Genomic DNA, 3,023 nt, shown 5'->3' with positions numbered 1-3,023 from the left:
GGTGCGAAATGTGAGTTATTTTCATTTTTATGACGTTCTTTGGATGTTTTCACTCCGTTCATTCAAGTTTACAAAATTCGGATCGTTAGCACAAAGCATTGCTTAGTTGGACATTGTTTTGATCCTCTTTTGTTTGTAGGGTAAATGGCCATAATTGCTTAACCAACCGGTGATGATTTGTCGTTCGCAACCGATTGACTGAGAAGCGGGCCGTCGCCTCTTTTCTCATGCAAACTAACATTTAACTTCACTTAAATATTTAGATTGTTTTATAATATAAATACAAAACCTTACCATAACGAAGGTGATGTCAGATGGACGATATCAAGGCTTTGTATTTGGCCATTAAAGAAAAAAACGATGCAGTGACCGCGTTTTTGCTGCAAGAGATTCGTGCGATGCTCGGCGCTGAGTATCAAGACTTAACCCAAAAGCAAGTGATGTTGCTGGAGTTATTGAGGCATCAAACCATGACGATCAATGAAATCGCTGAGTCCTTTTCGATGACTCCGAGCGCCGCCAGCCAGCTCGTCCGAAAGATGGAAGAAAAAGCCTATGTTCGCCGGGACATCAATCCTGCTGACCGTCGTGAAATTATCGTGCGCCTAGGCCAAGCCGGTCAAGCGTATCATAAGAAAATGGATGAAGTGGAATTGCATTTAATGGAGAAATATTACGGGAAACTTCGCCGAGAGGACTTAGAGAAGTTGAAGGAAATCAATGATAAACTGTATGATCTCATCATGAAAGAACATCGGTCGTAATCCCTTCTTCTTTCAGGAAGGGATCTGCACAATATTTAAGTAAATTTAATAATTAATATTGGTTAATTATTAAGGAGGAACATTTTATGAACCAAACTCAGAGCGTTCATTATATGCGGTTTATCACTGCTTCTGTATTGGCTGTGTTCATTCTTTATGTAACGGTACGAAAACATGTTCATGTTTTCGAAAATTCGTCTGTGCTATTGTTGCTTGTCGCCGTTTTTCCACTCTATTTAACCGTTGTTTACCGAATGACCATTGGGCGGGTGAAGTATTCATGGAAAGTGTGCGTGAGCGTGGCTGCATCTGGGCTCGGTATCTTGTATTGGATCATTCCCGCTCCGCTTCGCGAGCAATACAAGGTGATCAAATATGTTTTTTTCGTAATGGAAGGCGGGATCATTCTAATCGAATTATGGATCGCTTGGTATATCGTTCGAAACCTCGGGGCACTCATTCGCACCTTTCGCGCTGAAAAAACGAACCATTTTTATTTTTTAAGCACCTATGCGCATACCATTGAAGCCGTGTTCAAGCGTCCGGTCTTTTTGCTGCGCCTCCTCACAACAGAGGCCGCTGCTTTGTATTACTTAACATATCGCAAAAAAACACGCCAATTGTCATTGCCATATCCCACCTATTCCTATCATGAGAAAACGGAATATTTTGGTTTCTTTTTAATGCTCGTGCATGCGATGCTGATTGAAATTATTGCTGTTCATATTTTAGTGATGAGATGGAGTGAAATCGCTGCTTGGGTGGTCACGTTTTTTGATGTGTACTTCCTGCTCCTTCTTATTGCCGATTATCGAGCGATTACCCTATCCCCGGTCGTGTTGGCGCCTGATAAACTCCATATCCAATTGGGCATCCGCAGTTTTGTCGAAGTGGAATACACCAACATTGAGCAGATCACAAGGGAAGTGACCGCGAAACAAAAACGAAAAAAAGAAACTGATGCTTATTCAGTGACATTGCCTAGTTTTTTTGAAGAAGAACCAAAACTAGAAATCCGCTTGAAGCAGCCGGTGGAAGTGACAGAACTGTTCGGCCGAAAAAAAACGGTGCGAAAGCTATATGTTACAGTTGATGACATCCATGGCTTTTATGACAATTTGTTGGAAAACACCAAGCGATTGCTTCACATGAATAAAGAAATCGGCTCCGCGAATCCGCGATGAGCCGATTTTTTTGATTCGACTAACCTTTTTTCATCATGTAGTGCTCCATGGCCTGCTGCAGCCATTGTCCCTCTTTCTTTGTGAAAGGAGACGGCATCCAGTTGAGCACTTCGGCATCTCGCCCCATCTCCTCCACACGTTCAAGTTGTCCAAGCGTTTGCGTCATATCGGGACCAACAAACGTCAATCATATACTGTTCGATTCATGTTTTCACCTCTGGATGACCCACAGGAATGCCTGGCAACTGCTTTGTTTTTTGGATCAGGTGAACCCATTCTTGATCTATAGCCCTCATCTCTGCCTCGGACTGATGACATAACGACTGGATCAGTTCTTTCGGCACATATTGTTCGAGCCACTGCCGCTGTTCTTTCACCGTTTGCAGGTTATGGATGAGGTCCATCATCATCCCAACGAGAAGAACCCCATCGTTTTATATGTAGTTCAATAGTTCACGCGGCGCAAAATCATTGCTGTTCTGCAATTCTTCCTTACTCCACCATTTTACCTGTTGCCATGCCTCCTTTTCCTCTTTCGTCATATTTTCGAACGATAATCTAGTGTCCGATGGAATCACAATTTTGTAATAAATCTCACGACTAATAAAAGGACCTTGTTTCCCTTCGATCCATACATCCAGTTGGAATAGGGGCTCGCCGAGAAGGTCGACAACAATGCCTAGTTCTTCGTATAACTCCCTTTTTAACGCTTCCCCCGGCGTCTCGTTTTCTTCAATCCCTCCCCCTGGAGTCACCCATAACACTTTGTTTCCTACCACATCCCGAAATTCAAATCTCTGAAGAAGAATTTCATTCCGTTCATTGATGATTACGGCTCTAGAACATTTGCGTATGTTCATGAAACGCTGCCCCCTATATCAATGATCATTTTCAGCTAGACAAAGTCATCAGTCTCATGGTGAGAGAATCGTAGCATGGCACTCGCGATGCATAGAATTCCATCGTATTCTCCATTGTCCTTCATTATTGTTCTCGCAACAAGACACGAATGGCCCAAACCGCGACATCCTGATTCACTCGTGAGTGTTGATTCCGTTTTGATTTCCTCATCCCC

The 3,023-nt window shown here is 43.0% G+C and carries 5 protein-coding genes; 2 read left to right on the top strand and 3 right to left on the bottom strand.

From position 1 onward, the window contains the following. Positions 1-314: 314 nt before the first annotated feature. A complete protein-coding gene (locus VU18_RS15915) occupies positions 315-764 on the top strand; it encodes a MarR family winged helix-turn-helix transcriptional regulator (protein WP_014195805.1) in 450 nt (149 codons plus the stop codon). 86 nt (positions 765-850) lie between these two features. Further along, positions 851-1,948, top strand: coding sequence for a hypothetical protein (locus VU18_RS15910; RefSeq protein WP_014195804.1), 1,098 nt, complete (start codon positions 851-853; stop codon positions 1,946-1,948). A 19-nt stretch (positions 1,949-1,967) separates the two neighbouring features. Here VU18_RS15910 and VU18_RS20905 read toward each other — a convergent pair whose 3' ends face one another. The 3 genes from VU18_RS20905 to VU18_RS15895 are packed head-to-tail and all read right to left on the bottom strand — an operon-like array spanning position 1,968 to position 2,808. Next, positions 1,968-2,114: a MerR family transcriptional regulator gene (locus VU18_RS20905; RefSeq protein ID WP_223812633.1), complete on the bottom strand. Its 147-nt coding sequence runs from the start codon at positions 2,112-2,114 to the stop codon at positions 1,968-1,970. Positions 2,115-2,151: 37 nt separating this feature from the next. Further along, positions 2,152-2,355, bottom strand: a complete 204-nt coding sequence (locus VU18_RS15900) for a hypothetical protein (protein ID WP_223812632.1) — start codon at positions 2,353-2,355, stop codon at positions 2,152-2,154. Between the two features lie 27 nt (positions 2,356-2,382). After that, positions 2,383-2,808: an NUDIX hydrolase gene (locus VU18_RS15895; RefSeq protein WP_015374815.1), complete on the bottom strand. Its 426-nt coding sequence runs from the start codon at positions 2,806-2,808 to the stop codon at positions 2,383-2,385. Positions 2,809-3,023: the final 215 nt, after the last annotated feature.

Origin of the sequence: Geobacillus sp. ZGt-1, assembly GCF_001026865.1 — a bacterium.
Lineage (GTDB): Bacteria > Bacillota > Bacilli > Bacillales > Anoxybacillaceae > Geobacillus > Geobacillus thermoleovorans.
This window is presented reverse-complemented; position numbering and strand designations above follow the sequence as displayed.

What these genes read in the sequence shown, in the direction of transcription:
- VU18_RS20905 (WP_223812633.1), bottom strand. Translation starts at nt 2,114, where the DNA reads ATGACGCAAACGCTTGGACAACTTGAACGTGTGGAGGAGATGGGGCGA.
- VU18_RS15895 (WP_015374815.1), bottom strand. Translation starts at nt 2,808, where the DNA reads ATGAACATACGCAAATGTTCTAGAGCCGTAATCATCAATGAACGGAAT.
- VU18_RS15910 (WP_014195804.1), top strand. Translation starts at nt 851, where the DNA reads ATGAACCAAACTCAGAGCGTTCATTATATGCGGTTTATCACTGCTTCT.
- VU18_RS15900 (WP_223812632.1), bottom strand. Translation starts at nt 2,355, where the DNA reads ATGATGGACCTCATCCATAACCTGCAAACGGTGAAAGAACAGCGGCAG.
- VU18_RS15915 (WP_014195805.1), top strand. Translation starts at nt 315, where the DNA reads ATGGACGATATCAAGGCTTTGTATTTGGCCATTAAAGAAAAAAACGAT.